Origin of the sequence: Micromonospora sp. NPDC048169 (assembly GCF_040652815.1) — a bacterium.
GTDB lineage: Bacteria > Actinomycetota > Actinomycetes > Mycobacteriales > Micromonosporaceae > Micromonospora.
In genome coordinates this window covers 84,194-110,411 of the sequence record NZ_JBEZMS010000019.1, presented here as the reverse complement: position 1 = coordinate 110,411, position 26,218 = coordinate 84,194, and the positions used below count along the sequence as shown (strand labels likewise).

26 protein-coding genes are annotated in these 26,218 nt (G+C 74.4%); 10 read left to right on the top strand and 16 right to left on the bottom strand.

What is annotated here, in order from left to right:
- On the bottom strand, positions 1-854 hold an 854-nt coding region (locus AB0D28_RS18380), incomplete at its 3' end, for a serine/threonine-protein kinase (RefSeq protein ID WP_357387136.1).
- A gap of 118 nt (positions 855-972) precedes the next feature.
- Between AB0D28_RS18380 and AB0D28_RS18375 the strand changes: the two genes are divergently transcribed.
- A complete protein-coding gene (locus AB0D28_RS18375; RefSeq protein ID WP_357387134.1) occupies positions 973-1,569 on the top strand; it encodes a hypothetical protein in 597 nt (198 codons plus the stop codon).
- A 46-nt stretch (positions 1,570-1,615) separates the two neighbouring features.
- On the opposite strand, the gene AB0D28_RS18370 is transcribed toward AB0D28_RS18375, so the two are convergent.
- A complete protein-coding gene (locus AB0D28_RS18370; RefSeq protein WP_357387132.1) occupies positions 1,616-2,176 on the bottom strand; it encodes a GNAT family protein in 561 nt (186 codons plus the stop codon).
- A gap of 87 nt (positions 2,177-2,263) precedes the next feature.
- Between AB0D28_RS18370 and AB0D28_RS18365 the strand changes: the two genes are divergently transcribed.
- From AB0D28_RS18365 to AB0D28_RS18350, 4 genes are all read left to right on the top strand, one after another.
- Positions 2,264-3,544 carry a sensor histidine kinase gene (locus AB0D28_RS18365; RefSeq protein WP_357387130.1) on the top strand — a complete coding sequence of 427 codons (1,281 nt, stop codon included), beginning with the start codon at positions 2,264-2,266 and terminating at the stop codon, positions 3,542-3,544.
- Positions 3,541-4,218, top strand: a complete 678-nt coding sequence (locus tag AB0D28_RS18360) for a response regulator transcription factor (RefSeq protein WP_357387128.1) — start codon at positions 3,541-3,543, stop codon at positions 4,216-4,218. Before AB0D28_RS18365 ends, AB0D28_RS18360 begins: the two co-directional genes overlap by 4 nt.
- An 81-nt stretch (positions 4,219-4,299) precedes the next feature.
- Positions 4,300-5,193 (top strand): ATP-binding cassette domain-containing protein, encoded by an 894-nt coding sequence (locus AB0D28_RS18355; RefSeq protein WP_357387126.1) that lies wholly within the window; start codon positions 4,300-4,302, stop codon positions 5,191-5,193.
- Positions 5,190-6,251, top strand: coding sequence for an ABC transporter permease (locus AB0D28_RS18350; RefSeq protein WP_357387124.1), 1,062 nt, complete (start codon positions 5,190-5,192; stop codon positions 6,249-6,251). Before AB0D28_RS18355 ends, AB0D28_RS18350 begins: the two co-directional genes overlap by 4 nt.
- Before the next feature lie 88 nt (positions 6,252-6,339).
- Here the strand turns inward: AB0D28_RS18350 and AB0D28_RS18345 are convergent, their stop codons facing one another.
- From AB0D28_RS18345 to pgsA, 7 genes are all read right to left on the bottom strand, one after another.
- Positions 6,340-7,089 (bottom strand): YebC/PmpR family DNA-binding transcriptional regulator, encoded by a 750-nt coding sequence (locus AB0D28_RS18345; protein ID WP_357387122.1) that lies wholly within the window; start codon positions 7,087-7,089, stop codon positions 6,340-6,342.
- 233 nt (positions 7,090-7,322) lie between these two features.
- The gene (pdxT, locus tag AB0D28_RS18340) at positions 7,323-7,928 is read right to left on the bottom strand and encodes a pyridoxal 5'-phosphate synthase glutaminase subunit PdxT (RefSeq protein ID WP_357387120.1); all 606 of its coding nucleotides are present in this window, start codon (positions 7,926-7,928) and stop codon (positions 7,323-7,325) included.
- A gap of 73 nt (positions 7,929-8,001) precedes the next feature.
- Positions 8,002-8,913: a pyridoxal 5'-phosphate synthase lyase subunit PdxS gene (gene pdxS / locus AB0D28_RS18335; RefSeq protein ID WP_357387118.1), complete on the bottom strand. Its 912-nt coding sequence runs from the start codon at positions 8,911-8,913 to the stop codon at positions 8,002-8,004.
- A 126-nt stretch (positions 8,914-9,039) separates the two neighbouring features.
- The gene (locus AB0D28_RS18330; RefSeq protein WP_357387116.1) at positions 9,040-9,543 is read right to left on the bottom strand and encodes a hypothetical protein; all 504 of its coding nucleotides are present in this window, start codon (positions 9,541-9,543) and stop codon (positions 9,040-9,042) included.
- Between the two features lie 82 nt (positions 9,544-9,625).
- Positions 9,626-10,786 carry a glycosyltransferase family 4 protein gene (locus tag AB0D28_RS18325; protein WP_357387114.1) on the bottom strand — a complete coding sequence of 387 codons (1,161 nt, stop codon included), beginning with the start codon at positions 10,784-10,786 and terminating at the stop codon, positions 9,626-9,628.
- Between the two features lie 9 nt (positions 10,787-10,795).
- Complete coding sequence (locus tag AB0D28_RS18320; protein ID WP_357387112.1) at positions 10,796-11,728, bottom strand: phosphatidylinositol mannoside acyltransferase; 933 nt, start codon at positions 11,726-11,728, stop codon at positions 10,796-10,798.
- Positions 11,725-12,345 (bottom strand): phosphatidylinositol phosphate synthase, encoded by a 621-nt coding sequence (gene pgsA, locus AB0D28_RS18315; RefSeq protein WP_357387110.1) that lies wholly within the window; start codon positions 12,343-12,345, stop codon positions 11,725-11,727. Before pgsA ends, AB0D28_RS18320 begins: the two co-directional genes overlap by 4 nt.
- 251 nt (positions 12,346-12,596) lie before the next feature.
- Here pgsA and AB0D28_RS18310 point away from each other — a divergent pair, with 251 nt between their 5' ends.
- Positions 12,597-14,753, top strand: a complete 2,157-nt coding sequence (locus AB0D28_RS18310) for an elongation factor G-like protein EF-G2 (RefSeq protein ID WP_357387108.1) — start codon at positions 12,597-12,599, stop codon at positions 14,751-14,753.
- A gap of 370 nt (positions 14,754-15,123) precedes the next feature.
- On the opposite strand, the gene AB0D28_RS18305 is transcribed toward AB0D28_RS18310, so the two are convergent.
- The 4 genes from AB0D28_RS18305 to thrS form a co-directional block, all read right to left on the bottom strand.
- Complete coding sequence (locus tag AB0D28_RS18305; protein ID WP_357387106.1) at positions 15,124-16,182, bottom strand: aldo/keto reductase; 1,059 nt, start codon at positions 16,180-16,182, stop codon at positions 15,124-15,126.
- A 112-nt stretch (positions 16,183-16,294) separates the two neighbouring features.
- Positions 16,295-16,948: a hypothetical protein gene (locus AB0D28_RS18300; RefSeq protein ID WP_357387104.1), complete on the bottom strand. Its 654-nt coding sequence runs from the start codon at positions 16,946-16,948 to the stop codon at positions 16,295-16,297.
- A 32-nt stretch (positions 16,949-16,980) separates the two neighbouring features.
- A complete protein-coding gene (locus tag AB0D28_RS18295; protein ID WP_357387152.1) occupies positions 16,981-17,496 on the bottom strand; it encodes an HIT domain-containing protein in 516 nt (171 codons plus the stop codon).
- 109 nt (positions 17,497-17,605) lie between these two features.
- Positions 17,606-19,624: a threonine--tRNA ligase gene (gene thrS / locus AB0D28_RS18290; RefSeq protein WP_357387102.1), complete on the bottom strand. Its 2,019-nt coding sequence runs from the start codon at positions 19,622-19,624 to the stop codon at positions 17,606-17,608.
- Between the two features lie 204 nt (positions 19,625-19,828).
- On the opposite strand from thrS, the gene AB0D28_RS18285 reads away from it, so the two are divergent.
- Positions 19,829-20,761, top strand: coding sequence for a DUF1775 domain-containing protein (locus AB0D28_RS18285; RefSeq protein ID WP_357387100.1), 933 nt, complete (start codon positions 19,829-19,831; stop codon positions 20,759-20,761).
- A gap of 20 nt (positions 20,762-20,781) precedes the next feature.
- Here AB0D28_RS18285 and AB0D28_RS18280 read toward each other — a convergent pair whose 3' ends face one another.
- A complete protein-coding gene (locus AB0D28_RS18280; RefSeq protein WP_357387098.1) occupies positions 20,782-21,711 on the bottom strand; it encodes an ADP-ribosylglycohydrolase family protein in 930 nt (309 codons plus the stop codon).
- Between the two features lie 73 nt (positions 21,712-21,784).
- Between AB0D28_RS18280 and AB0D28_RS18275 the strand changes: the two genes are divergently transcribed.
- The 3 genes from AB0D28_RS18275 (at position 21,785) to AB0D28_RS18265 (ending at position 24,399) form a co-directional block, all read left to right on the top strand.
- Complete coding sequence (locus AB0D28_RS18275; RefSeq protein ID WP_357387096.1) at positions 21,785-22,474, top strand: response regulator transcription factor; 690 nt, start codon at positions 21,785-21,787, stop codon at positions 22,472-22,474.
- Between the two features lie 29 nt (positions 22,475-22,503).
- The gene (locus AB0D28_RS18270) at positions 22,504-23,895 is read left to right on the top strand and encodes a HAMP domain-containing sensor histidine kinase (protein ID WP_357387150.1); all 1,392 of its coding nucleotides are present in this window, start codon (positions 22,504-22,506) and stop codon (positions 23,893-23,895) included.
- Between the two features lie 228 nt (positions 23,896-24,123).
- The gene (locus tag AB0D28_RS18265; protein WP_357387094.1) at positions 24,124-24,399 is read left to right on the top strand and encodes a hypothetical protein; all 276 of its coding nucleotides are present in this window, start codon (positions 24,124-24,126) and stop codon (positions 24,397-24,399) included.
- Here the strand turns inward: AB0D28_RS18265 and AB0D28_RS18260 are convergent.
- Together AB0D28_RS18260 and AB0D28_RS18255 are read right to left on the bottom strand one after the other, a co-directional pair.
- Positions 24,356-25,381, bottom strand: coding sequence for an adenosine deaminase (locus AB0D28_RS18260; RefSeq protein ID WP_357387092.1), 1,026 nt, complete (start codon positions 25,379-25,381; stop codon positions 24,356-24,358). The genes AB0D28_RS18265 and AB0D28_RS18260 overlap by 44 nt on opposite strands.
- Positions 25,378-26,169, bottom strand: coding sequence for a trans-aconitate 2-methyltransferase (locus AB0D28_RS18255; protein ID WP_357387090.1), 792 nt, complete (start codon positions 26,167-26,169; stop codon positions 25,378-25,380). The genes AB0D28_RS18260 and AB0D28_RS18255 overlap by 4 nt, the downstream gene beginning before the upstream one ends.
- Between the last annotated feature and the right edge of the window lie 49 nt (positions 26,170-26,218).

Sequence of the window (26,218 nt, the reverse complement as noted above, 5' to 3'; positions counted from 1 at the left end):
GTCGCGGTGACGCTCGCCGTCGCCGGGCGCGGTGCCCGCCGGGGCGGGGGCGGGGCGGGCCCACCCGCCACCGCGCGCCGCAGCGCCCGCCGGAACGCGTCCGCGTCCGGGTGGCGGTCGGCCGGGCGTACGGCGGTGGCGGTCCGCAGCACGGCGTCCACGGCGGCCGGCACCCCGGGACGCAGGCGTGAACCGGCCGGCCGTTGCTCGACCGGCCCGCCCGGTGGGCCCGCCCGGCCGAGCAGCCGCAGTCCCAGGCGGCCCAGTCCGAACACGTCGGCGCGGGTGTCGACCACCGCCAGCGGGTCGTCCTGCTCCGGCGCCATGTAGCCGGGCGTGCCGGCCCGGGCGGTCAGCCCGGAGGCGGAGGCGAGCGCCTTGGCCAGCCCCAGGTCGGCGATGAGCACCCGCTCACCGTCCGGGCCGGAGTGGAACAGGACGTTGCTCGGTGTCAGGTCCCGGTGCACCACCCGGTGCCGGTGCAGCACCGCCACCCCGGCCGCGATCTCGTCCAGCACCGACAGGGCCTCCGTCACCGGCAGCGGGCCCCGGGCCAGCCGGTCCCGCAGGCTGCCGCCGTCGGCCCAGGCCAGCACGGCGTACGGGCGGCCGTCGGGCAGCTCCCCCACGGCGTGCACCCGGACCAGGCGGTCGTGGTCCAGCCGCCGCAGCAGCCGGGCCTCGTCGAGGAACCGTTCCCGCACCCGCAGGTCGTGGCTCCAGTTCTCGGCCAGCACCTTGACCGCCACCCGGCCGGCGAGGGCGGGGTCGTACGCGAGCCAGACCGTGGCGAAGGACCCCGTGCCGAGCAGGCGCTCCACCCGGTACGCCCCGATCCACGTCGGCGTGATCACCGCACCACCTCCGGGACCGCCACCCGGGCCACCACGTCGACGGTAGACGATCCACCGAACCGAACCGCCGCGGCCGGAGACCAACAGGACAGGAGAACCCGACGGAAGGAGATCCACCATGAACCGTCTCGCGTCCACCGTCCTCGCCGCTCTACTGGCGCTGGCCGCCGCCGTGCCGGTCGCCGCACCGGCCGCCTCCGCCGCACCGGTGCGCACGGCGGCCACCGGTGGCGATGCCGGCACGCCGGTGCGCGCCCGGTCGGCGGTCCCGGAGAACGCGGTGCTCAGTGTCCGGGGCGCCGGCCCGTTCCGGATCGGCGCCCGGCTGGACCGGCTCGTCGCGGCCGGCCTGATCGACTGGACGGCGCCCGGCTGCCCCGGAGTCGTGCACGCCGGTGTCACCGGCTCCTGGGCCGGCGCGATCCTGCTGGCCTTCCGGGACGGCCGGCTCGTGTCGGTGGGCACGGCCACCGCGCCGCCGCGCTCCCCGGCCGGCGGGTCGGTCGGGATGTCCTTCGCCGAGCTGGAGCACGTCTACGGACCGCGCGGCAGCATGATCCGCAACGACGCGGGTGACGCCGAGGCGTACCTGGTCCGGTTCGGGTCGCGGGTCGAGCTGTTCAGCGACCACCCGATCCGGCCCGGGGCCGGCTACTACGAGGCCGGTCTGGCGTCGTACGTCGAGCGGGGGTTCCGGCAGGGCTGCTGCTGCTGAGGGCGGCGGGCCCGGCCGTCGTGCCGGGCCCGCGTCCGGCGGCCGCTCAGGTCGCCGCCCGCCACTCGCGGGCCAGCACCGCATAGACCACCTCGTCGGTCCACTCCCCCTTGACGAACTCGTTCTCCCGCAGGTGCGCCTCCCGGCGCATGCCCAGCCGCTCCAGCACCCGGGCCGACGCGGTGTTGCGGGCGTCCAGCCGGCCGACGATCCGGTGCAGCCCCAGCCCGTCGAAGCCGATCCGCAGCAGTTCCCGGGCCGCCTCGGTGACGTACCCCCGGCCGGTGTGCGCGGGATGCGCCACGTACCCGATCTCGCCCTGCCGGTGCTCCCCGCTGGTCCAGCTCAGCAGCACGTCCCCGGCGAACTCGCCGGTGCCCGCCAGCGTCACGGCGAGATTGAGCACGTCGCCGGGGGCACGCAGCGCGGTCCGCCGGACCAGCCGCTCGATGGCGGCGCGGGCGGCGGCGTCGTCGTACGGCTGGTGGTAGAGGTAGCGGGTCACCTCCGGGCGGCCCCGGTAGTCCCGGACCACCGCGAGGTCGTCGGCGGTGAAGGCGCGCAGCACCAGGCGCTCGGTGCGCAACGGCAGATCGGGCACGAACACCCCGGCAGGCTACGTCCCGGCTGTCGTCCGGCCCACCCGATTACGCCCCGGGCACCGCACCGGGCGCGGCGGTGGCATGGTCGTACGGTGAGCACCGCAACCACCACCGCCTGGCGCCGGCCGGTTCCCACCGCCGCGCAGTTGCGCGCCGACCTCTGGGTCGGGCTCGCGGTCACCGTGCTGGCCCTGTTCGAGCTGACGCTGGCGCACAGCACCGGGGCCTTCCTGCTCGGGCCGCCGCCGAGCCTCGGCGAGCAGGTCTGGTGGACGGTGGCGGTGACCGCCCCGCTCGCCGTACGGCGGCGGTGGCCCGCCACCGTCGCGGTGCTCGTCTCGATCGCGTTCATCGCCGGGCAGGCACGGGCGGTGCCGCTCGCCCAGCTCCCCTCGGGCGCGTTGTTCGCCGCCCTGTTCACGCTCGGCGCGTGGGGCGCCGACCGGCGGCTGGCCGGGCGGCTGCGCGCCGGCATCATCGTGGCGATGTTCGGCTGGCTCGCGCTGTCGCTCGCGCTGCGGGCCGACCAGATCTCGGCGGCCTCCTTCGCCGACGCCGCCGGCCCGGTGCCGCCGGTACTCGCGGCGGTGGTCAACGGGGTGTTCTACAACGTGCTGTTCTTCGGGTTCGCCTACTATTCCGGGCAGACCGCCTGGGTGGCCGCCCGCCGCCGGCACGAACTGCGGGAGCAGGCCGAGCAGCTGCGCCGGTCACAGGCCGAGGCGCGCGAGCGCGCGGTGATGGGCGAGCGGGTCCGCATCGCCCGGGAGCTTCACGACGTGGTGGCCCACCACGTCTCGGTGATGGGCGTGCAGGCCGCCGCGTGCCGGCGTGTCTTCGACCGCGACCGGGACAAGGCGCGTACCGCGCTGGCCGCGATCGAGGAGACGGCCCGCACCTCGGTCGACGAGCTGCGCCGGATGCTCGGTGTGCTGCGCGACCCGGCCGGCGCGGCCGCCGCGCCGGAGGACACCGCCGGCATCGAGGACGTCCGCGCGCTCGTGGACCGGGCCCGGGAGACCGGGCTGCGGGCCGAACTCGGGGTGTACGGCGAGCCGGTGCCGCTGCCGCGCTCGGTGTCGCAGGCGGCGTACCGGATCGTGCAGGAGGCGGTGACGAACGTGGTCAAGCACGCCCACGCGACCACGCTCGACGTGCGCATCCGCTATCTGGCGAGGGAACTGGAGATCGACGTGAGCGACGACGGGCACGGCGGCGCGCCGGCCGCCGGGGCCGGGCTCGGCCTGATCGGCATGCGGGAACGGGTCGCCGCCCACGGCGGTGAGGTGGAGGCCGGGCCACGCCCCGGCGGCGGGTTCCGGGTCCGGGCCCGCATGCCGCTGCCGGTCGAGGCCACCGGGCGGGCGGCGTGACCGCGCCGGTACGGGTGCTGCTCGTCGACGACCAGCACCTGGTCCGGACCGGTTTCCGGGTCATCCTGGAGGTGGAGGACGACATCGAGGTGGTCGGCGAGGCCGCCGACGGGCAGCGTGCCGTGTCGATGGCGACCGCGCTGCGGCCGGACGTGGTGCTGATGGACGTGGAGATGCCCGTCCTCGACGGGCTGGAGGCCACCCGCCGGATCACCGCCGACGCGACGCCGGGCGGCCCGGCGGTGCTGATCCTCACCACGTTCGACCACGACGACTACCTGTTCGCCGCGCTGCGGGCCGGGGCGAGCGGCTTCCTGCTCAAGAACGGCACCCCGGAGGACCTGGTCGAGGCGGTGCGGGTGGTGGCGCGCGGCGAAGGGCTGATCGCGCCGTCGCTCACCCGGCGGGTGATCTCCACGTTCGCCCGGCCCGGCGCGGCGCCGCCGGACCCCCGGCACGACGCGGCGACGGCGGACCTGACCCCGCGCGAGCGGGAGGTGCTGGAGCTGGTCGCGAGCGGGGCCAGCAACGCCGAGATCGCGGACGTCCTGCGCGTCGGCGAGGCGACGGTGAAGACCCACGTCAGCCGCGTCCTGGCGAAGCTGGGGCTGCGCGACCGGGTGCAGGCGGTGGTGTTCGCGTACGAGCACGGCGTGGTGCGGCCCGGGGGATGACGCCCGTCCCCCACGCGACGGACCTCGTGATCGCCCCACGGTGGGACGACGGGAGCGACGGCCGGCCGTAGCGTCGGGATCATGACCAGCGTGCTCCGCCTCGACGGCGTCGACCGCAGCTTCGGCGGCCGTCAGGTGCTCAAGGACGTCTCCTTCGACGTGACCGCCGGGCGCATGACCGGATTCGTCGGCGGCAACGGCGCCGGCAAGACCACCACCATGCGGATCGTTCTCGGCGTGCTCGCCCCGGACGCCGGGCAGGTGACATGGCGGGGGCGGCCGCTCACCCGCGAGGCCCGGGCCCGGTTCGGCTACATGCCGGAGGAACGCGGCCTCTATCCCAAGATGACGCCCCGCGAGCAGGTGGTCCACCTCGGCCGCCTGTACGGGCTGGACGCCGCAGGTGCGCGCCGGCGTACCGACGCGCTGCTGGAGCGGGTCGGTCTGGGCGAGCGGGCCGACGACCTGCTGGAGACGCTGTCGCTCGGCAACCAGCAGCGCGCGCAGATCGCCGCCGCGCTGGTGCACGACCCGGAGGTGCTGATCCTGGACGAGCCGTTCTCCGGGCTCGACCCGCTCGCCGTCGACATGGTGGTGGCGGTGCTGCGGGAGCGCGCCGCCGCCGGAGCGCCGGTGCTGTTCTCCAGCCACCAGCTCGACGTGGTGGAGCGGCTCTGCGACGACCTGGTGCTCATCGCGGGCGGCACGATCCGGGCCGCCGGCGCCCGCGAGGAGCTGCGCGCCGCGTACACCCTGCCCCGGTTCTCGCTCGTGGTCGACGGCGACGCCGGCTGGCTGCGCGACCAGCCCGGCGTGCGGCTTGTCGACCTCGACGGCGCGCGCGCCGTGTTCGAGGTGGACCCGCCCGCCGACGACCAGGCGGTGCTGCGCGCGGCGCTGGAGCGCGGCCCGGTCCGCGCGTTCGGCCCGGTCACCCCGTCCCTCGCCGAGATCTTCCGAGAGGTCAACCAGTGAACACGTTCCAGGCCACCCGGCTGGTCGCGGCCCGCGAGATCAAGGTCAAGATCCGCGACAAGACGTTCCTCTACAGCACGCTTATCTTCCTGCTGCTCGCCGTCGTCGCCACTGTGGTGCCGGCGCTGATGAGCAGCGGTCCGTCCACGGTCGCGGTGACCGCGGCCGGCGCCGATCCGCTGCGCGCGGCCGGGCTGGACGTCATGCTCGTCGCCGACGACGGCGCCGCCGAACAGGCGGTACGCGACGGCGACGCGGACGCCGCGGTGGTCGCCGGTCCGGTCGTGGTCGCCGACGAGCGGGCCCCGGACGACGTGGTCTCCGCGCTCAGCGCGGCCCCGCAGGTGAAGCTGCTGGACCCGGACGCGGTGGATCCGCTCGTCGGCTACCTGGTGCCGTTCGCCTTCGCGTTCGTCTTCTTCTTCATGTCCCAGACGTTCGGGTTGCAGATCGCGCAGAGCGTCACCGAGGAGAAGCAGACCCGGATCGTGGAGATCCTGGTCGCCGCCGTGCCGGCCCGGGCGCTGCTGGCCGGCAAGATCCTCGCGGCGGGCGCGCTGGCGCTGGGACAGATCACCCTGATCGCGGCCGTCGCGCTGATCGGCATGCGCCTGACCGACGGCGGCGACCTGCTCGGCCTGATCGCACCCGCGATCGGCTGGTTCGTGCCGTTCTTCCTGTGCGGTTTCCTGCTGCTGGCGGCGATGTGGGCGGCCGCCGGGGCGCTGGTGAACCGCCAGGAGGACATCGCCGGGGCGTCCACCCCGGTGCAGCTCGCCGTGATGGCGCCGTTCTTCGCGGTGGTGTTCCTCAACGACAACGCCGCCGCGATGCGGATCCTGTCCTACCTGCCGATCTCCGCGCCGACCGCGATGCCGGTACGGCTGTTCACCGGCGACGCGGCCACGTGGGAGCCGTTCGTGTCGCTGGCGCTGCTGCTGCTCGCGGCGGCCGGGTTCCTGCTCGCCGGGGCCCGGATCTACGAGGGTTCGCTGCTGCGCACCAACGGGCGGACCTCGGTACGGACGGCGTGGCGGCAGCGCGAGCCGATCGGCTGACCACGCGAGACGCGGAGTTGACCACGCGAGACGCGGAGCGCCGGCCACCCGATCACGGGGTGGCCGGCGCTCGGCACGTCGGGCGGGGTCAGCCGACGGCGGCCATGACCTCGTCGGAGACGTCGAAGTTGGCGAAGACGTTCTGCACGTCGTCGCAGTCCTCCAGCACGTCGATCAGCTTGAAGATCTTGCGTGCGCCCTCCTCGTCCAGCGGCACGTTCACGCTGGGGATGAGGGAGGACTCGGCCGACTCGTACTCGATGCCGGCGTCCTGCAGAGCGGTGCGGACCGCGACCAGGTCACCCGGCTCGGAGACCACCTCGTACGCCTCGCCGAGGTCGTTGACCTCCTCCGCGCCCGCGTCGAGGACGGCCATCATCACGTCGTCCTCGCTGGTGCCGGTCTTGGGGACGATCACGACGCCCTTGCGGGAGAACATGTACGACACCGAGCCCGCGTCGGCCAGCGAGCCGCCGTTGCGGGTCAGCGCGGTGCGCACCTCGGTCGCCGCCCGGTTGCGGTTGTCGGTGAGGCACTCGATCAGCATCGCCACGCCGTTCGGGCCGTAGCCCTCGTACATGATGGTCTGCCAGTCGGCGCCGCCGGCCTCCAGGCCGGAGCCGCGCTTGACCGCGCGGTCGATGTTGTCGTTCGGGACCGAGTTCTTCTTCGCCTTCTGGATGGCGTCGTAGAGAGTCGGGTTGCCGGCCGGGTCACCACCGCCGGTACGGGCGGCCACCTCGACGTTCTTGATCAGCTTGGCGAACATCTTGCCGCGCTTGGCGTCGATGACCGCCTTCTTGTGCTTGGTCGTCGCCCACTTTGAGTGGCCGGACATCTGTTACCTCCGTTGCTACCCGCCGTCTGCATCGACCGCACCACACGCCCCGCTCCCCCGCCGGCTCACGCCGACGCCGAGGTGCCGTGATCTCTGCTGGGAGCCGCGGCGGGCTGATGGCCCTGCCGAATCTCGGCAATCCTACCGGCGCGCGGCGGGTGGCTGTCACGCGCCGCACGGCACCGGCCCGCCCCAGGTCGCCCGAACCGGCACAAGCACGGCAGATCGGGTGGTCAGGACGCGGCCCGGACCAGCTCCACGAAGTGGCGGTGCAGGCGCAGGTCACCGGTCAGTTCCGGATGGAACGAGGTGGCCAGCAGGTTGCCCTGCCGTACCGCGACGATCCGGTCCGCGGCCGGGCCGTCGGTCACCCGGCCGAGCACCTCGACGTCCGGGCCGACGCGCTCGACCCAGGGCGCGCGGATGAACACGGCGTGGAACGGGCCGCCGTCGACGCCGGTGAGCGCCACCGGCGCCTCGAACGAGTCGACCTGACGGCCGAACGCGTTGCGCCGCACCGTCATGTCGACGCCCGCGAAGCCACGCTGGTCGGGTCGGCCGTCCAGCACCCGCGCGGCCAGCATGATCATGCCGGCGCAGGAGCCGTAGACCGGCATGCCGGCGGCGATCCGCTTGTCGATCGGCTCGCGCATCTCGAAGATGTCCACCAGCTTGCTGATCGTGGTCGACTCGCCGCCGGGCACCACCAGGCCGTCGACCGCGTCCAGCTCGCCCGGCCGCCGCACCGGCCGGGCGTCGGCGCCCGCGCCGGTCAGCGCCGCGACGTGCTCGCGTACGTCGCCCTGAAGCGCGAGCACGCCGATCACCGGTACGGCCACGATGCTCCCTCCGGGGTGTTAAGAGGGGGCCCCGCATCTACCGCAGGCGTTAACAGGGGGCCCTTCCTTGCGCTCACCAGCCGCGCTCGGCGAGGCGGTGCGGCTGGGGGATCTCGTCGACGTTGATGCCGACCATCGCCTCGCCCAGCCCGCGCGACACCTTGGCGAGCACGTCCGGGTCGTCGTGGAACGTGGTCGCCTTGACGATCGCCGCGGCCCGTTGGGCCGGGTTGCCGGACTTGAAGATGCCCGAGCCGACGAACACGCCCTCCGCGCCGAGCTGCATCATCATGGCCGCGTCGGCGGGGGTCGCGATGCCACCGGCGGTGAACAGCACGACCGGCAGCTTGCCCAGCTCGGCGACCTCCTTGACCAGCTCGTACGGGGCCTGCAGCTCCTTGGCCGCGACGTACAGCTCGTCGTCGGGCAGCGTCTGGAGCCGGCGGATCTCCTGCCGGATCCTCCGCATGTGGGTGGTGGCGTTGGAGACGTCGCCGGTGCCCGCCTCGCCCTTCGAGCGGATCATCGCGGCGCCCTCGGTGATCCGGCGCAGCGCCTCACCCAGGTTCGTCGCCCCGCACACGAACGGGACGGTGAACGCCCACTTGTCGATGTGGTTGGCGTAGTCGGCCGGGGTCAGCACCTCGGACTCGTCGACGTAGTCGACGCCGAGCGCCTGGAGGATCCGCGCCTCGACGAAGTGGCCGATACGGGCCTTTGCCATCACCGGGATCGAGACGGCCTGGATGATGCCGTCGATCATGTCCGGGTCGCTCATCCGGGACACGCCGCCCTGCGCGCGGATGTCGGCAGGCACGCGTTCCAGGGCCATCACGGCCACCGCGCCGGCGTCCTCGGCGATCTTCGCCTGCTCGGGGGTGACCACGTCCATGATCACACCGCCCTTGAGCATCTCGGCCATGCCGCGCTTGACGCGGGCGGTGCCGACGGCGGTGGCGGCGGTCGGGGCTGCGGATTCAGACACGGGACATCGCTCCTCGGCGCACTCGGGAGGTGACTGCGCAGGAATGCTACGACCGGCGCGGCGCCGGTCCGAGCGCCAATCGAACCCCCGGTGGCCTGCCGTGTGGCCCCGGTCACGGCCGGTGGATCAGCCGGTGGTCACGTCCGCGTGCGACGCCAGCGTCGGGTCGTCGATGTCGAAGTAGCGCGGCCACTCCCGCCCGCGTCCCATCCGGAACAGGCGCACCACCGGACGTCCGCGCGCCGAGCGGGCGTCGCGGACCAGATCGGTGTGCACCTGCCGGGCCAGCGCCAGCCGCCGGCTCGCCGCGATCACCGCCGCGCAGGCCGGGTCGTCCGGGTCCAGCCGCACCGCGCGCAGCTGCCGGGTCAGGTCGTTCTCCGCCGCCTCGCGTTCCTCCGGCACGGCGTCCAGCGCGATCCGGGCGGCGGCGTACAGCTCCACGCCGTACCGCTGCTCGGCCAGGACCGCGGCGGCGGCCGCGCGGCGCAGCAGGTGCGCGTCCAGCGCGCGGGCCGCCGAGTCCGCGCGGACCTGCAACCGCTGCACCCGCCCGGAGGTCCAGATCAGGTACGCCGAGAGCAGCCCGAGCACCACGACCGCGCCCACCACCCACCACATGCCCGGCATCGTAGTGCTGCTCCTCATCCCGGCCGGCCGGCGCTCGCACCGGTCGACGCGCTCGTCACAGCGGCCGCGGCGGCCACAGCGGTCAGCCCAGTCCCGCCCACTCCTGGTCCATGACCCGGCCGTCGGTGGCCTCGATCGCGGCTGCGTATACCTCCAGAACGCGGCGGGCAACCACGGGCCAGTCGAAGTTCGCCACCACCTGGTCGCCGCAGGCGGTCAGCCCGGCGCGGCGGCCGTCGTCGTCGAGCAGCTCGGACAGCGCGGCGGCCAGCCCGGTCGCGTCGCCGGTCGGGAACAGCCACCCGGCCCGCCCGCCGTCGAGCACCCGGCGGAACGCGTCGAGGTCGCTGGCGACCACCGTGGTGCCGGCGGCCAGCGCCTCGGTGAGGATCATCCCGAAGGACTCCCCTCCGGTGTTCGGTGCCACGTAGAGGTGCACGCTGCGCAGCATGCGTGCCTTGTCCGCCTCGGAGACCAGGCCGAGGAACGTGACCCGGTCGCGCAGGCCGGCCGGGAACCGCCCGTACAGCTCGTCGGCGTCACCCGGGCCGGCGACCAGCAGGCGCAGCCCGGGGCGGTGCGGCGCGAGCGCGACGAACGCGTCCCGCAGGATCGGGAAGCCCTTGCGCGGCTCGGTGAACCGGCCCAGGAACCCCAGCGTGCCGCCGGTGCCCGGGGCGCACTCCCCCGGCCAGCCCGGCAGCGGCGGCACCCCGGCGAACTTCGCCACCGCCACCCCGTTCGGGATCTCCACCGCGCCGCCGTCCATGTGCTCGACCTGCACCTTGCGGGCCAGCGCGCTGACCGCGATCCGGGCGGTGATCCGTTCCAGCACGATCTGGAGCGCGCCCTGCGCGGCCGACAGCACCCGGGAGCGGGTCATCGCGGTGTGGAAGGTGGCCACCACCGGCCCGCGCGCGCAGAGCACCGCCAGCATCGACAGGCTCGGGGTGAGCGGCTCGTGCACGTGCAGCACGTCGAAGTCGCCCCGGGTGATCCAGCGCCGCACCCGGGCGGTGGAGACCGGGCCGAACGCGATCCGGGCCACCGAACCGTTGTACGGCAGCGGCACCGCCCGGCCGGCCGACACCACGTACGGGGGCAGCGCCGAGTCCTCGTCGGCGGGTGCCAGCACGCTCACCTCGTGACCGAGCCCGAGCAGCGCCTCGGCCAGGTCCATGACGTGGTTCTGCACGCCGCCCGGCACGTCGAAGGAGTACGGGCACACGATGCCGATCCGCATGGCGTCCCCCTAGACCGTCCCGGTGGTGGCCGGCGGCTGCGCCGACGCGGGCGTGCCGTCCCGGCCCTGGTCCAGCCACATCCGTTGCAACATGTGCCAGTCTTGCGGATGCCGGGCGATGCCCGCCGCCAGACCGTCGGCAATCCGCTGCGTCACCGCGCGCACCCGCGCGTCGAGCGGGGCGCTGTCCGGGTCCGGCAGCGGCAGCGGACCCTCGAGCGACGCGCACGCGGTGTCCGGTTCGTACCACATCGAGGCCACGTAGAGCGGTGCGCCGGTGCGGATGGCCAGCAGCGCCGGCCCGGCCGGCATCCGGGTCCGGCCGCCGAAGAAGTCCACCTCGACGCCCCGGGCCGACAGGTCCCGGTCGGCGAGCAGGGGCACCACGTAACCGGCGCGCAGCCGGTCCACCAGCACGTCGAACGCGGGACGCGGGCCGCCCTGGTTGGGCAGGATCTCCATGCCCAGCCCTTCCCGGAACCCGACGAACCGCTCGTAGACGCCGTCCGGAAGCCGTTCCGCCACAGTCGTCATCGGCCAGCCGGTGGCCGCCACCCAGGCACCGGCCGCGTCCCAGTTGCCGGCGTGCGGCAGCGCCACCACCGCCCCCCGCCCGGCCGCCACGTCGGCGGCGAGCAGTTCCTGCCCGTCCAGGCGGAACCCGGCGAGGATGTCCGCCCGGCTCAGGCCGGGCAGCCGGAACGCCTCCATCCAGTACCGGGCGTACGAGCGCAAGCCCTCGCGCACCAGCGCGTCCAGTTCCGCGTCGGGCATCTCCGGTCCGACCACCCGGCGCAGGTTGGCGCGCAGCCGGCGCGTACCCCCGCCGTCCGTGCGGTGGGCGCGGTCGGCGCCCATCCGGAAGGCCGCCGCCGCGACGGGCCGGGGCAGCGCCCGGACCAGGCGCCAGCCCGCGACGAAGCCCGCCTCGGTGAGGTTCACTCGGCGCCGACCCGCTGGGCCTGGCGGTAGACGTGCGCCATCCGCTGCCCCACGGTGAAGATCGAGACGGCGGCGAGCAGCCAGAGCGCGATCTCCAGCGCGTGCCGGACGCCGACGCCGGTGAGCAGGCCGCCGACGCCGACGATGAGCAGCCGCTCGGTGCGCTCGGCGATGCCCACGTTGCAGGTCATCCCGAGCCCTTCGGCGCGGGCCTTGACGTAGGAGACGAGCCCACCCGCGGCCAGGCAGATCAGCGCCGCCGCCACGCCCGAGTAGTCGTGCTCGGTGGCCAGCCAGTACGCGACGGCGCCGAACACCGCGCTGTCGGCGATCCGGTCCATGCTCGAGTCGAGGAACGCCCCGAACCGGGTGGACCCGCCGCTCATCCGCGCCATCGTGCCGTCGAGCAGGTCGGTGAGAGCGAAGACCGTGACGATCAGCGCGCCGGCGACCAGGTGGCCGCGCGCGCCGAAGCCGAGCGCGCCGGCGAGCACGCCGAGGGTGCCGGTCACGGTGACCGCATTGGGGGACACGCCCGCACGCAGCAGCGTACGGGCGATCGGCTCCACGACGCGGGTCATGCCCGCGCGGGCCGTCACTTGGAAGATCTTCGCCATGGCGGTCCCACGATAACGGCCCGCAACGGCCGGGGACACAGCCGGGCGTGCGACCCGCCCGACGGCCCTTGTGCCGGCACCCGCGCGGGTGTGAGATCGAGCCAGGAGGTGAGCCAGTTCACCGGATCACCGGTCCGCGTTCGCATCCGGCAGCAGATCACCGGAAGATATCGCCGCGGCGCCCGTCCCGGGTCCGCTCCCCGTCGCCCGCGGCGGTCGCCACCACCACCGGTTGAGGGAGGTGCGCCGCGATGGCGCAGAAGAACGAGAAGGGTGTCACCGGCGGCGCGCCGGTGGTGACCGAGCCCGGCAGGGTCCGCAACGTGGTGCTCGTCGGGCACTCCGGCGCCGGCAAGACCACGCTGGTCGAGGCGCTGCTGGCCGCCAGCGGCACGATCAGTCGCGCCGGCGCCGTCACCGAGGGCACCACAGTCTGTGACCACGACCCCGCCGCCGTACGCCAGCAGCGCTCGGTGAGCCTCGCCTGCGCCCCGCTGGTGCACCGCGACGTCAAGGTCAACCTGCTGGACACGCCGGGCTACGGCGACTTCGTCGGCGAGCTGCGCGCCGGGCTGCGCGCCGCCGACGCGGCCCTGTTCGTGGTCTCCGCCGTGGACGGCATGGACGCCGCCACCGCCGCCCTCTGGGAGGAGTGCGCCGCCGTCGACATGCCCCGGGCGGTGGCGGTCTCCCGGCTGGACCACCCGCGGGCCGACTTCGACGAGGCGGTGGCGCTGTGCCAGCGGGTCTTCGGCGACAACGTGCTCCCGCTCTACCTGCCGATGCTCGGCGACGACGGCGAGTCGGTGGCCGGCCTGATGGGGCTGATCACCCGCCGGGTGTTCGACTACTCCGCCGGGCTGCCGGCGGCGGTGCGCGAGCCGGACCCGGAGCACCTGCCGGCCATCCAGGAGTCCCGCAACGAGCTGATCGAGGGGATCATCGCGGAGAGCGAGGACGAGACCCTGATGGACCGCTACCTCGGCGGCGAGGAGATCGACCCCGAGGTGCTGATCACCGACCTGGAGACCGCCGTCGCCCGGGGCCACTTCTATCCAGTGGTGCCCGTCTGCGCGGAGACCGGAGTCGGCCTGGACGCGCTGCTCGACGGCCTGGTCGCGGCGTTCCCGTCCCCGCTGGAGCACGACCTGCCGGCGGTCACCGGTGTGGACGGCTCGCCCCGCCCGCCGCTGACCTGCGACCCGGACGGCCCGCTGGTCGCCGAGGTGGTCAAGACGACAGTCGACAGGCACGTCGGGCGGGTCTCGCTGGTGCGGGTCTTCTCCGGCACGCTCCGCCCCGACCAGGTGATCCACGTGTCGGGGCACGGCATGGCCGAGCGCGGCCACCCCGACCACGACGCCGACGAGCGGGTCGGCCACGTCTACAGCCCGCTGGGCGCGACGCTGCGCGAGGTGCCCGCCTGCGTCGCCGGTGACCTGTGCGCGATCACCAAGTCGGGCAGCGCCGAGACCGGCGACACCATCTCCGCCAAGGACGACCCGCTGCTGATCGCCCCCTGGGAGATGCCGGAACCGCTGCTGCCGGTGGCGATCACGGCGCGCAGCCGGGCCGACGAGGACGCGCTGGCCCGCAACCTGTCCCGGCTGGTCGCCGGCGACCCGACGCTGCGACTGGAACGCAACCCGGAGACCCACCAGCTCGTGCTCTGGTGCATGGGCGAGGCGCACGCCGACGTGGTGCTCGACCGGCTGCGCGGCGGCGGGGTCGAGCTGGACACCGAGCCGGTCCGGGTGCCGCTGCGCGAGACGTTCGGCGCCGCCGCGCGGGGGCACGGCCGGCACGTCAAGCAGTCCGGCGGCCACGGCCAGTACGCGGTCTGCGACATCGAGGTGGAGCCGCTGCCCCGGGGCGCCGGCTTCGAGTTCGTCGACCGGGTGGTCGGCGGCGCGGTCCCGCACAACTACATCCCGTCGGTGGAGAAGGGCGTCCGGGCCCAGATGGAACGCGGTCTGGTCGCCGGCTACCCGGTGGTGGACCTGCGGGTCACGCTCGTCGACGGCAAGGCGCACAGCGTCGACTCCTCCGACGCGGCGTTCCAGACCGCCGGCGCGCTGGCGCTGCGCGACGCCGCCGAGAAGGGCCAGCCGACGCTGCTGGAGCCGGTGGACGAGATCACCGTACGGGTGCCCGACACGTCGGTCGGCGCGGTGATGGGCGACCTGTCCGGGCGGCGCGGCCGGGTGCTCGGCACCGAGCCGGACCCGGATGCCGAGGGCCGCACGCTCGTCCGCGCCGAGGTGCCCGCGACGGAACTGCTGCGGTACGCCGTCGAGCTGCGCTCGATGACCGCCGGCACCGGTACGTTCCGCCGCGAGTTCGCCCGCCACGAACCCATGCCCGCCCACCTGGCCGACCAGGCCCGCAAGGAATCCACCACCCGCTGACCCCACCCTCTCCCTCTCCCTCTCCCTCTCCCTCTCCCTCTCCCTCTCCCTCTCCCTCTCCCTCTCCCCTCCCCCGCCTCGGCCCCGCGATCTTGCACTTGCGGCCCCGGCAAGCGGTGCATTTCCGGCAACGAAAGGGCACCGAGTGCAAGATCGACGCCGCCGAGGGCGGGGTTGGGTCAGGACTGCGCAGATCTTGGTAGGAAGTGGCCCTCATAGGGGCCCCCATAGGGGACCTTTCGTACCAAGATCTGCGGTGCCCTCAGGATTTGGGACACCGATCTCGTCGCGTGGGAGCGGTCGGCTCGGCGGACGGGTCGGCCGGGGCAGGGGTCGGCTCGACGGGGTCGGCTGGTGGGTGGAAGTGCGGTCAGGGGCGGACGGCGGGGACCGGGGGCATCGGCCAGTGGGGGCGGTCGGCGTCCCGCAGGGCGGCCCGCCGTACCGCCGCCAGTTGCCGCTCCACCTCGGCGAAGTGGTCCGGGGCGAGCGGACCCCGGGCCAGCGCGGCGGCGTTCTCCTCGACCTGGGCGACGGTACGGGCGCCGGGGATCGGCACCGCCCTGTCGCTGCGCGCCCAGATCCACCCGATCGCTCCCTGCGCGAGGGTGCGGCCGTCGGCGGTCAGCGCGTCGTGGACGGCGGCGACCCGGCGCAGCCACTCCGGGGCGGGCCGGCCGCTGCGGAACCACTCCAGCCAGGTCGGCCCGAGCCCGCGTACGTCGTCGCGGGGCAGCGTGGACTCCGGCGTGTACTTGCCGGTGAGCAGGCCCATCCCGAGCGGCCCCCGGGCCAGGCTGGCCAGGTCGTGCTTGTCGCAGACGTCGAGCATGGCCGGGGCGTCGCGCAGCACCGACAGCGCGTGCTGCACGGCGGCGGCGCCACGGGCGACCTGGGCGAAGGCGGCGGCCCGGTCGGCCCGGTCGGTGCTCCACCCGTACGCCCGGATCAGGCCCGCGTCGACCAGCTCGTCGAGCGTGCCGACGAGCGCCTCGGCCCGGGGCAGCGGCAGGTCACCCAGGTGCAGCTGGTAGAGGTCGATGCGGTCGGTGCCGAGCCGGCGCAGCGAGTCGGTCACCGCCCGGCGCAGGTAGTGCGGCGAGGCGTTCTCGCCGGTGGCCTGCCGGGCGTGCTCGTCGAACGTGTAGCCGAACTTCGTGGCGATCACCGCCTCGTCGCGCCGGCCGGCCAGCGCCCGCCCGAGCACCCGCTCGCCGTGCCCGGCGCCGTACGTGTCGGCGGTGTCGAACAGGGTGACACCGAGGTCGAGCGCACGGCGGACGGCGCGTACCGACTCGTCGTCGTCGACCCGGCCCCAGCCCAGCGGGCGGGCGCCCTCGGCCCACGGGCCGCCGATCGCCCAGCACCCCATGCCGAGGGCGCTCACCTCGATGCCGCTGCGCCCCAACTGTCGTGTGTCGACTGCCACCGCCGCATCCTGTCACCTTCCCGGCGACCGCGGGCCGGTTCGTAGCCGAGGAGTCCGGCCACGGTCACGCCCCGTGACGTCAGACGGTGGGACGCCGCCGCCCGGCAAGCCGTCAGCGCGCGTAGGCCAGCAGCACCGGCGCGTCCTGACCGGGCCAGGTGCCGGCGAGACCGCCCGCCGCCGGGACGTCGGCCGGTACGGGACGCCGGACCACCGCCAGCTCAACCTCCCCGACCCGGACCACCGTCACGCCGCCGCCGACCGGACCGGCCGAACCCGGACCAGGCAGAACCGGACCGGCGGACACCGGACCGACCGGCAACGGACGGCCGGTACGGCTGCCCGTCAGCGTCATGCTCGCCGGTCGCACCTCGCGCTTTCCGTCGACCTCGAAGTACTCCTCGGCCTGACCGGCGTCGGCGAGCACCGCGGCGGCCAGCAGCGGCGGGTACACCGAATCGCCGCAGGCGTCGTACGCCCAGCGGCGGCCGAGCACCGAGTGCTCGATGACGCCCACCAGGTGCTCGTCAGCTCCGGCAAGCGGCGCGGCCCGGTAGGTGAGCGGCGCCTGGAGCACCGGGCCGTCGCCGGCGCGCACGAGCAGCGTCTCGACGCCGACCTCGCCGGCCGGGTCGTCGAAGCGGTACGCCGCCACGCGGCTGACCGGCGCGCCGGCCTCGCCGGCGAACCACTGTCGGCCGGGCAGCCAGGAGGCGAGCAGCTCCAGTTTCGAGGGGCGCAGCTCCGCGCGGTGCAGGAGAGCCATGCGCGAGATCGTACTGTCGGGGCCCGCCGCCGTCAGGCCGCCGCCCACGCCCCGGCGAGCAGGTCCCGGGTGTCGGCGAGCAGCTGCGGCAGCACCTTCGTCCGGCCGATCACCGGCATGAAGTTGGCGTCGCCGCCCCAGCGCGGCACCACGTGCTGGTGCAGGTGCGCGGCGATGCCCGCGCCCGCGACGCCCCCCTGGTTCATGCCCAGGTTGAAGCCGTGCGCGCTGGACACGTGCCGGATCACCCGCATGGCGGCCTTGGTGAACGCGGCCAGCTCGACCGTCTCCGGCTCGTCCAGCTCGGTGTAGTCGGCCACGTGCCGGTAGGGGCAGACCAGCAGGTGGCCGGGGTTGTACGGGTAGAGGTTGAGCACCGCGAAGACGTGCTCGCCCCGGGCCACCACCAGGGACTTCTCCGGCGGCAGCCCGGGCGCGAGGCAGAACGGGCAGCCGGCCGGCTTCTCGTACCCGCCCTCGGGCCGGTCCTCGCCGGAGATGTAGGTCATCCGGTGCGGCGTCCAGAGCCGGTCGAGTCCGTCCGCCAGACCGTTGTCGCCGCCGTACCCGGTGTCCCGCTCCGCCCCTGTCACACAGGCGATCCTACGATCCGGGGCGAACCGCGCCGCCGCCCGGGCGGCGCGGTCGCCGGGCCGCCTACTCGGCGGCGGTGGCGGTGGGACCGGCGTTGGTGCGCGAATCCACCACCTCGCGGACGTGCGCCACCGCCTCGTCGATCGGCACACCGTTGCGCTGCGAGCCGTCGCGGTAGCGGAACGAGACGGTGCCGGCGGCCACGTCGTCGTCCCCGGCGATCACCATGAACGGGATCTTCTGCTGCTGCGCGTTGCGGATCTTCTTCTGCATCCGGTCGTCGCCCAGGTCGACCTCGGCCCGGACGCCGTGCCGCCGCAGCGTCGCGGCGAAGTCGACCAGGTAGTCGCCGTGCTCTTCGCGGATCGGGATGCCGACCACCTGCACCGGTGCCAGCCAGGCCGGGAACGCGCCCGCGTAGTGCTCGGTGAGCACGCCGATGAACCGCTCGATGGAGCCGAACTTGGCGCAGTGGATCATCACCGGCTGCTGCCGGGTGCCGTCGGCGGCCTGGTACTCCAGCCCGAAGCCCTTGGGCTGGTTGAAGTCGTACTGGATGGTCGACATCTGCCAGGTACGGCCGATCGCGTCCTTGGCCTGCACGGAGATCTTCGGGCCGTAGAAGGCCGCGCCACCCGGGTCCGGCACCAGTTCCAGGCCCGTCTCCAGCGCGCACTGCTCCAGCACGGCGGTGGCGGTCGCCCAGTCGGAGTCGGAGCCGACGAACTTGTCCGGCTTCGACTCGTCGCGGGTCGACAGCTCCAGGTAGAAGTCGTCGATGCCGAAGTCGCGCAGCAGGCTGAGCACGAAGCCGAGCAGGTGCTTGATCTCGGACGGCGCCTGCTCCTGAGTGCAGTAGGAGTGCGAGTCGTCCTGGGTGAAGCCGCGCACCCGGGTCAGGCCGTGGATCACGCCCGACTTCTCGTACCGGTAGAGCGTCCCGAACTCGAACAGCCGGATCGGCAACTGCCGGTAGGACCGACCGCGCGAACGGTAGATCAGGTTGTGCATCGGGCAGTTCATGGCCTTGAGGTAGTAGTCGCTGCCCTCCATCTCCATCGGCGGGAACATCGTGTCCTTGTAGTACGGCAGGTGTCCCGACGTGTGGAAGAGACCTTCCTTGGAGATGTGCGGCGTGCCGACGTAGTCGAAGCCCTCCTCGATGTGGCGGGCCCGGACATAGTCCTCCATCACCCGCTTGAGCACGCCGCCCTTGGGGTGGAAGACCGGCAGACCGGAGCCGATCTCGTCGGGGAAGCTGAACAGGTCGAGGTCCGCGCCGAGCTTGCGGTGGTCGCGGCGGGCGGCCTCCTCGAGCAGCTTCAGGTACGCCTTGAGCTCGTCCCGGCTCGGCCACGCGGTGCCGTAGACGCGCTGGAGCTGCGGGTTGCGCTCCGACCCGCGCCAGTACGCGGCGGCCGAGCGCATCAGCTTGAACGCGCCGATCAGGCGGGTGTTCGGCAGGTGCGGGCCGCGGCACAGGTCCGACCAGCAGACCTTGTCCTCGTTGGCGGCCAGGTTGTCGTAGATGGTCAGCTCGCCGCCGCCCACCTCCATCACCTCGGAGGAGTCCAGCCCCTCCCCCTTGACCTCGATCAGTTCCAGCTTGAACGGCTCGGCCGCCAGCTCGGTCCGGGCCTCGTCCAGGTCGGCGAAGCGGCGGCGGCGGAACCGCTGGCCGGACTTGACGATCTCCTGCATGCGCTTCTCGAGCTTGGCGAGGTCGTCCGGCTGGAACGGCTTGTCGACGCCGAAGTCGTAGTAGAAGCCGTTCTCGATCGGCGGGCCGATGCCGAGCTTCGCCTCCGGGAAGATGTCCTGCACCGCCTGGGCCAGCACGTGCGCGGTGGAGTGGCGCAGCACGTTCAGCCCGTCCGGGCTGTCCAGCGGCACCGGCTCGACCGCGACCTCCTCGGCCGGGCGCCAGTCCAGGTCGCGGAGCTGGCCCTGCGGGTCGCGGACCACCACGATCGCCTTCGGCCCGCTCGTCGGCAGGCCGGCCGCGGCCACCGCGTCGGCCGCCGTCGTCCCGGCGGCGACGACGACGGGGTCGGCCACGACGGGGGTACGGGGTGCGGACACGGTGACTCCTAGTCGTCGACGGTACGGATCGGCCGGTGACCGGCCTCTGCGATGCTATCGGTCGCCCGGATCCGCGCCGCCGCCGACGCCGGTGCCCGTTCCCGGCGAGTTCCGTGCCGTGTTGAACCTTTTCGCCCCGCAGCCCGAACTACCAGGTGGGGCCGGAGCCGGTGCCGGCCCCAGTCGACAGGGATGGGGACGACCATGAGGATGACCCGTCGGGGCCGGTGGGCGGCGGCGTTGCTGGCGGCCGTACTCGCCGGGGCGGTGGGCTGGCCGGGCGCGGCGAACGCGGCCGGGGTGACGGTGACGACCTCGCCCGCCCAGGTACGCCAGGGCGACGCGATCGAACTGTCGGTGCTGGTGCCGGCGGACAAGCCCGGCACCCGGACCACCCGGATCGAGCTGACCATGCCCGCGGACGCCCCGATCGGGGAGGTGTACCCGCTGTCGGTGCCGGACTGGGCGCCGACCATCACCACCCGCACGCTCGACCAGCCGGTCCCCGGCATGCACGCGGCCGAGCTGAACCAGGTGACCCACTCGGTGAGCTGGCTGCGGATGCCCGGCACCGGCACCGGGCCGGGCCGGCTGCCGCTGGGCATGGGACCGATGCCCGCCACCGACCGGCTCACGTTCACAGTCGTGCAGACGTACGACGACGGCACCGTGGTCCGGTGGGCGGACCCGGCGGGTGGCGCGCACCCCGCGCCGACGCTCGATCTGCTGCCGCCGCTGCCGGGCACCGTGACGCACGACGGCGGCCCCGGCGCGGGGGCGAACGGCGGTGCGCACGGCGGTCACGGCGCGGCGGGCGGACCCGGCGCTGCCGATGGGGCGCAGGACGGCGCTCCGGGCGGCACGGCGGCCGGTACGGCGGACGACGGGCCGAGCGCGGACCTGCTGCTCGGTGGCGGCCTGCTCGCCGGGCTGGCCGGCGGCGCCGCGATCGGCTGGCTGCTCAGCCGCCGCCGGCGCGACACCATGGCCCTCCCGCAGGGCAGCAATGGCACCTCCGACACCACCGCGACCGCGACCGCCGACAGCGGCACGCCCTCCGACACCGACGGTGCCCCCGCCAGCGCGACCCCGGAAGCCGGCGAGCCGGTGACCGTCGGCGCCCCCACACACTCCTGAACGGGGCGGGGACGGACCCGTCAGGCGGGGGTGGGAAGCCAGTGGGGCAGCGGCTCGCGGGCGGCCAGCCAGTCCGCCGGCACGCCGCCCGGGGTGCCGGCTCCGGTGTACGCGGCCACGATCCCGCCCACGATGGCGGCCGTGGTGTCCACGTCGCCGCCCGCCTGGACGCAGGCGCGGATCGCGGCGGGATAGTCGTGCAGCAGCGTGGCGGCGACCCAGAGCGTGAACGGCACGGTGTCCTGCGCGGTGACCCGGGAGCCGTTGCCGAGCGCGTCGGCCGCCCCGGCCGCGGAGTGACCGAGCAGCGCGGCAGCCCGGCGTACCCCCCGGTGCACCTCACCGGCCGGGTCGAGCGCCCCCGCGACGGCGATGAGCAGCCGGGCCGGGTCGGGCCGGTCACCGTCGAGGCGGGCGCGGGCGGCGAGCGAGGCGGCCACCGCGACCGCCACCGCACCGGCGACGCCCTCCGGGTGGGCGTGCGTCACCTCGGCGGAGGCGCGGGCCTGTTCGGCGGCGCGCCGGGTGGAGTCGGCGTGCCAGGCGCCGAGCGGCGCGACGCGCATCGCGGCGCCGTTGCCGCAGGAGCCCTGCCCGTCGAACGCGGACGCGGCGGCCACCGGCCAGGGCGTGCCGGTGCGGATCAGCCGCAGCACGGTCACCGCACCCGGCCCGTACCCCCGGTACGGCTCGCAGCGGTGCGCGAACGCCAGCGCCAGCCGGTCCCGGTCGATGTGCCCGTCGGCGGCCAGCTCGGCCACCACGGAGCAGGCCATCTCGGTGTCGTCGGTCCACTCCCACGGCGGCTCGGGCAGCCGCCCGGCGGCGAGGTCGTCCGGGTGCCGTCCGGGGACGAAGAACTGGGAGCCGAGGGCGTCGCCCACCGACAGGCCGGCCAGCGCGTCGCGGGCGAGCGTGAGGCGGGCGTCGGGAAAGAGCGTGAACGTCATCGCCGCCCCAGCTTGCCCGCTTCGCCGGAGCTCCGCAACGCTGCCGGCTTGCCACGCCGAGTACGGTGCTGACGTGGCAACCGTCCTGCTGGTCGAAGACGACCACGTCGTGCGCGGCGCCATGCTGCGGTCGCTGACCGACCGGGGGCACGCGGTGCACGCCGTCGGCACCGCGCTGGACGCGTTGCGCCGGGTCGCCGCGGAGACACCGGATCTGGTGGTGCTCGACCTCGGACTGCCCGACCTGGACGGCTCGGACGCGCTGCGTATGCTGCGCGGCATCACCGACGTGCCGATCATCATCGCCACCGCCCGCGACGACGAGCAGTCGGTGGTACGGCTGCTCCGCGCCGGCGCGGACGACTACATGGTCAAGCCGTTCACCGGGGCGCACCTGGACGCCCGGATCACCACGGTGCTGCGCCGGGCCGGGCGGGCCAGCCGTACCGTCGCGCCGGCCGCGCACACGGTCGGCGGCCTGCGGGTCGACGTGGGTGAGCGCAGCGCGGTGCTGGACGGGGAGGCGCTGGCGCTGACCCGTAAGGAATTCGACCTGCTGGCGTATCTCGCCGCGCGTCCCGGCCGGGTAGTGTCCCGGCGGGAACTCTTGGAGGAGGTATGGCGGCAGCCATCGGTCGGCGAGGACCAGACCATCGACGTTCACCTGTACTGGCTCCGCCGCAAAATGGGCGAGTCCGCGGCGAAGCCGCGCTACCTGCGCACCGTGCGGGGGGTCGGCTTCCGGCTGGTGGCGCCGGACTGAGGCTCACGCTGGCCGGGCTCACCGCCGGCCTGTGCGGGCTGATCGCGCTCGCGTTCCTCGTCCCGCTCGGGCTCACCCTCGCCGACCGGACCCGGGAGGCGGAGCTGGCGGACGCCGAGCGCCGCGCCGCGCTGGTGACCGGCGCGCTGGCGGCCAGCACGGACACCGCGACGATCGAACGGGCGGTGGCCGCCGCGGCCGGCGACGATCCGGCCCTGCGTCCGGTCGTGCACGGCATCGGGGCGGACGAGTCCGCCGGCCGCGCCAACCCGCGGGTGCTCGCCGACGCCGCCACGCAGCGCCGGTCGGTGGTGACCGACGTGGACGGCGGGGTGCTGCGGCTGGACCCGGTGGTGCTCGGTGACCGGGTCGCCGTGGTGGAGGTCTTCGTCCCCGACGAGGTGCTCGACTCCGGCGACGGCGGGCGGTGGCTGCTGCTGCTCGCGATCGGCCTGGCGCTGGTCGGCGCGGCCGTGGCAGTGGTCGACCGGGTGGCCGCGCGGGCCGTGGACGCCACCGGCGACCTGGTCAAGGCGGCGCTCGCGGTGGGCGACGGCGAGCTTGGGGTACGCGTCGAGCCGACCGGCCCGCGCGAGCTGGCCGAGGCCGGGCACGCGTTCAACCGGATGACGGAACGGCTGGTGGCGCTGCGCGCCGACGAGCACGAACTGGTCGCCGACCTGTCGCACCGGCTGCGTACGCCGCTGACCGCGCTGCGGCTGGACGCCGAGGCGCTGGAGTCCGACGACACCAGCATCGGCACGTTCAGCGAGGCGGAGCTGGACCGGCGGCGCGGCATCCGGCGCATCCGGCAGGCGATCGTCACGCTGGAGGGCGAGGTCGACCAGCTCATCAAGACGACCCGCAAGGCGGTCAGCCAGGAGACGGCGCCGGCGTCGTGCGACGTGAGCGAGGTGGTCCGGGACCGGATGGTCTTCTGGTCGGCGCTGGCCGGGGACCAGAACCGCCCGCACCGGGTGGTCGGTGCGCAGTTGCGCATCCCGGCGCCGGTGCCCCGCGCCGAGCTGGCCGCCGCGCTGGACGCGGTGATCGGCAACGTGTTCCGGTACACGCCGCAGGGCACGGCGTTCGAGGTGGCGGTGAGCCGCCGGGACGGCTGGGTGGCGATCCGCGTCGACGACGCCGGGCCGGGCATCGCCGACCCGGACCGGGCACTGCGCCGGGGCGAGAGCGACAGGGGCTCCACCGGGCTCGGGCTGGACATCGCCAAGCGGGTCGCGTTGCAGGCGAACGGTTCGGTGAGCATCGACCGGGCCCGGCTCGGCGGGGCGAGCGTGGTGATGCTGCTGGCCGATCCGGACGCGGCGCCCCGGCCGGTGAACCGGTTCGGGCTGGTCGGCCGGATGGCCCGGGAGGCACGCGAGCCGCGCGCCGGGCGGCGCTGGCCGCGTCCGCGCTGACCGGTGACTGTGTACCGGCGCAAGTTCTCCTTAAAGGTGGTTTAACGACGGCCGCGAAACCGGCGTGAACTGGCAGGATCGCTGACAGAACCCATCAGTTCCGTCGGCCGGGACGCCCCGTAACACCTTCCGGCCGGCGGATCATGCGCGCGGCGGGAGTCCGGTCCCCCCACACCTCGCTCCCGTCGCGCGCGCTCTCCCGTCGAGCCCGGGCGCGAGGTGACCGTCATGCCACCGGCTGTCAGCCGTCTGCTCCGCTGGGCCGCCGTCATCGGCCTGGGCATCGCGCTCACGCTGGCGGTCTGGCAGGACCCGGTGCTCGCGCACGGTCCCGTCCGGCCCGCGCCGGCCGCGGCCGGTCCGAACGTCGCGCTCACCGCGCTGGCGGTGGCCGGGATGCTGCTGACCGCGCGACGCCGGCCGCCCCGGATGTCCCGGCGGCCGGCGCCCGTACGGCCGCTCAGCGGGCCGCGTTCGCCAGGTACGCGTCGATCTCGGCGGTGATCCGGGCCTGCTCGGCCGGCGTCAGGAACGCGGCCGAGACGGCGTCGCGCGCCAGTGCCGCCACCCCGTCCGGGCCGAGCCGCAGCAGCCGGGCGGCCACCGCGTACTCGTCGTCGAGCGTGGTGCCGAACATCGGCGGGTCGTCGGAGTTGATGCTGACCGGCACACCGGCCTCGACGATCCGGGGCAGCGGGTGGGCGTCCAGGCTCGGCACGGCCCGGGTGCGCACGTTGGAGGTCGGTGCGATCTCCAGCGGGATCCGCCGCTCGGCGAGGTGGGCCAGCAGCGCCGGGTCCTGCGCGGCGGAGATGCCGTGGCCGATCCGCTCGGCGCCCAGCTCGCGCAGCGCGTCCCAGATCGTCTCCGGGCCGGTGGTCTCACCGGCGTGCGGCACCGAGCGCAGCCCGGCCGCCCGGGCCTGGTCGAACCAGGGCTTGAACTGCGGCCGGGGCACCCCGATCTCGGGGCCGCCGAGGCCGAAGCTGACCAGCCCGTCCGGTCGTTCGTCGAGCGCGATCCGCAGCGTCTGCTCGGCGGCGGGCAGGCCGGCCTCGCCGGGGATGTCGAAGCACCAGCGCAGCGCGATGCCGAAGTCGGCCTCGGCGCGCTTGCGGGCGTCCTCGATCGCCTCGCAGAACGCCGGCGCCGGGATGCCGCGGTTGACGTGCGAGTAGGGCGTGACCGTCAACTCGGCGTAGCGGACCTGCTGGCGGGCCAGTTCCCGGGCGACCTCGTGGGTGAGCAGCCAGACGTCGTCGGCGTCGCGGATCAGGTCGACCACGCTCAGGTAGACCTCGATGAAGTGGGCGAAGTCGCGGAACGCGAAGTAGTCGGCGAGCGCCTCCGGGTCGGCCGGGACGGGGCTGCGCCCCTCGTGCCGGGCGGCCAGCTCGGCGACGATCCGGGGTGAGGCCGAGCCGACGTGGTGCACGTGCAGCTCCACCTTGGGCAGTCCGGCGATGAAGGTGGGCAGGTCGGTCACGAGTTCTCCTCTGCGCGGGCGCCGGTGCGGGCCACCATGAAGATCCGGCGGAACGGGAAGTACACCTGACCCTGCCGCACCGGGTACGCCTGCGCGAGCCGTACCCCCAGCTCGGCGCGGAAGGCGGCCCAGCCGGCGGCGTCCAGCGCGGCGCGGACCGGGCGCAGCGCGGTGCCCTCCATCCAGGTCAGCACCGGGTGGTCGGCGCCGGTGGCGGGCAGCAGATGCACGTACGTAGTCTCCCAGGCGTCCACCGCGCAGCCCGCCCCGGTCAGCAGCGTGGCGTAGCCGACCGGCTCGTCGACTGGCGCCTCGCGCAGCTCACCGGCGAGCGCGTCGCGCCACCGGTCCTGCCGGGCGACGGAGCGCAGCAGCCGGTGCGACGGCGCGTCGAAGTTGCCGGGGACCTGGAACGCCATCCAGGCGCCGGCCGGCAGCGCGTGCGCCCAGCGGCGGAGCAGATCGCGGTGTTCCGGCACCCACTGGAGCACGGCGTTGCCGACCAGCACGTCCACGTCGGGCTCCGGCCGCCAGTCGCGGACGTCGGCGACGGCGTACGTGACCGGTCCGCCCTCGGCGGTCGCCCGGGCGATCATCTCCGGAGAGGAGTCCAGGCCGGTGACCCGGGCGCCAGGCCAGCGGGCGGCGAGCGTGGCGGTGAGCGTGCCGGGGCCGCAGCCGAGGTCGACAACGGCGCGCGGCTGCTCGGCCCCGACGCGGGCCAGCAGGTCGTGGAACGGCCGGGAGCGCTCGTCGCCGTAGCGCAGGTAGGTGCGCGGATCCCACATGACAGCCTCCAAACCGTACGTACGTCTTGTTAGACCGTACGGCCCGCCG

What these genes read in the sequence shown, in the direction of transcription:
- AB0D28_RS18375 (WP_357387134.1), top strand. Translation starts at nt 973, where the DNA reads ATGAACCGTCTCGCGTCCACCGTCCTCGCCGCTCTACTGGCGCTGGCC.
- AB0D28_RS18355 (WP_357387126.1), top strand. Translation starts at nt 4,300, where the DNA reads ATGACCAGCGTGCTCCGCCTCGACGGCGTCGACCGCAGCTTCGGCGGC.
- AB0D28_RS18345 (WP_357387122.1), bottom strand. Translation starts at nt 7,089, where the DNA reads ATGTCCGGCCACTCAAAGTGGGCGACGACCAAGCACAAGAAGGCGGTC.
- AB0D28_RS18330 (WP_357387116.1), bottom strand. Translation starts at nt 9,543, where the DNA reads ATGCCGGGCATGTGGTGGGTGGTGGGCGCGGTCGTGGTGCTCGGGCTG.
- AB0D28_RS18325 (WP_357387114.1), bottom strand. Translation starts at nt 10,786, where the DNA reads ATGCGGATCGGCATCGTGTGCCCGTACTCCTTCGACGTGCCGGGCGGC.
- pgsA (WP_357387110.1), bottom strand. Translation starts at nt 12,345, where the DNA reads ATGGCGAAGATCTTCCAAGTGACGGCCCGCGCGGGCATGACCCGCGTC.
- AB0D28_RS18310 (WP_357387108.1), top strand. Translation starts at nt 12,597, where the DNA reads ATGGCGCAGAAGAACGAGAAGGGTGTCACCGGCGGCGCGCCGGTGGTG.
- AB0D28_RS18300 (WP_357387104.1), bottom strand. Translation starts at nt 16,948, where the DNA reads ATGGCTCTCCTGCACCGCGCGGAGCTGCGCCCCTCGAAACTGGAGCTG.
- AB0D28_RS18285 (WP_357387100.1), top strand. Translation starts at nt 19,829, where the DNA reads ATGAGGATGACCCGTCGGGGCCGGTGGGCGGCGGCGTTGCTGGCGGCC.
- AB0D28_RS18280 (WP_357387098.1), bottom strand. Translation starts at nt 21,711, where the DNA reads ATGACGTTCACGCTCTTTCCCGACGCCCGCCTCACGCTCGCCCGCGAC.
- AB0D28_RS18265 (WP_357387094.1), top strand. Translation starts at nt 24,124, where the DNA reads ATGCCACCGGCTGTCAGCCGTCTGCTCCGCTGGGCCGCCGTCATCGGC.
- AB0D28_RS18255 (WP_357387090.1), bottom strand. Translation starts at nt 26,169, where the DNA reads ATGTGGGATCCGCGCACCTACCTGCGCTACGGCGACGAGCGCTCCCGG.